Origin of the sequence: Streptobacillus ratti (assembly GCF_001891165.1) — a bacterium.
GTDB classification, from domain to species: Bacteria; Fusobacteriota; Fusobacteriia; order Fusobacteriales; family Leptotrichiaceae; genus Streptobacillus; species Streptobacillus ratti.
Map to the genome: position 1 here is coordinate 1 of NZ_LKKW01000065.1, position 1,595 is coordinate 1,595.

1 protein-coding gene is annotated in these 1,595 nt (G+C 28.2%); it reads left to right on the top strand.

Features of this window, described 5'->3' with window-relative positions:
* Nucleotides 1–104 precede the first annotated feature (104 nt).
* Complete coding sequence (locus BT993_RS06760; RefSeq protein WP_208600526.1) at nt 105–1,310, top strand: IS256 family transposase; 1,206 nt, start codon at nt 105–107, stop codon at nt 1,308–1,310.
* The last annotated feature ends 285 nt before the right edge of the window (nt 1,311–1,595 follow it).

The following is a 1,595-nucleotide window of genomic DNA, read 5'->3' on the forward strand; positions in this document are numbered from 1 at the left end:
AGTCTGTAAATAGAAAAAAGTAGGTCTTCTATGATATAATAAAAAATATCAGAAGGAGACCTATTATTATGGCAAAAGAAAAGAAAACATTACACAAAGTAAAAATGACAGAAGGGAAAAGAAATATCATAGCACAACTATTACAAGAATATGATATTCAATCAACAGAAGATATACAAGATGCCCTAAAAGATCTATTAGGTGGAACAATAAAAGAAATGATGGAAACAGAACTAGAACAACATCTAGGATATGAAAAATCTAAAAGATATGATTCTTATAATTATAGAAATGGATATAAACATAAACAAATAAATACTCATTATGGTTCTATGGATATAGAAGTAGAACAAGATAGAAATTCAAGCTTTAATCCAAAGATAGTAAAGAAGCGTAAAAAGGATATAACAGATATAGATCAAAAAATAATATCAATGTATGCAAAAGGTATGAGTACTAGACAGATATCGGATACAATAGAAGATATATATGGATTTGATGTATCAGAGGGATTTATTTCAGATGTAACAGATAAGATATTACCACATATAGAAGAATGGCAAAATAGAGCATTATCAGATGTGTATCCAATAATATATATAGATGATATATATTATTCAGTTAGAGATAATGGAGTTATTAAGAAATTAGCAGCATATGTAGTATTAGGTATAAATTCAGATGGAATGAAAGAGGTATTAACGATAAGTATAGGAGCTAATGAAAGTTCAAAATATTGGTTATCAGTATTAAATGAGTTAAAGAATAGGGGAGTTAAGGATATATTAATAATATGTGCAGATGGACTTATGGGGATAAAGGAGGCAATTAGTTTGGCATTTCCTAAGACAGAATATCAAAGATGTATAGTGCATCAGGTAAGAAATACATTAAAGTATGTATCAGATAAGGATAAGAAAGAATTTGCTAATGATTTAAAGAGTATATATCAGGCATCAAATGAGAAGGTGGGTTTATTAAATTTAGAAAAAGTTATAGATAAGTGGAAAGAAAAATATCCAAATTCAATGAAGAGATGGAAAGATAATTGGGATACAATAACACCTATATTTAAATTTTCAGAGATTGTAAGGAAGGTAATATATACAACAAATACAATAGAGTCATTAAATGCAACATATCGTAAATTAAATCGTCAAAGGAGTGTATTTCCAAGTGATACATCATTATTAAAGGCACTGTATTTGGCAATATTTGAGGCTACGAAGAAATGGACAAATGTTGTAAGAAATTGGGGACAGATATATGGTGAATTAAGTATTATGTATGATGGAAGATTATCAATGTAATATATAAGAGAAAAATGAGGGGTGGGATCACTCCACCCTATATTGACATGCACATTTAATTGTGATATATATAAACCAAAGAGGGAATAGATGTAAATTAGAAATTTCTTCTTTTAAAATCATAGAAGATCTAATTTACAGACTTTTTTTCACACTCTCATACAACCTTAAATTGAGGGCTTTGCCCCCTTAAGTCTTAGTATGTAATTATGCCTTTTCCTTAATCTCATATAAACTAATATTTATCCTATTCTTCCTTATATCATTTACATACTTCCTTAAATT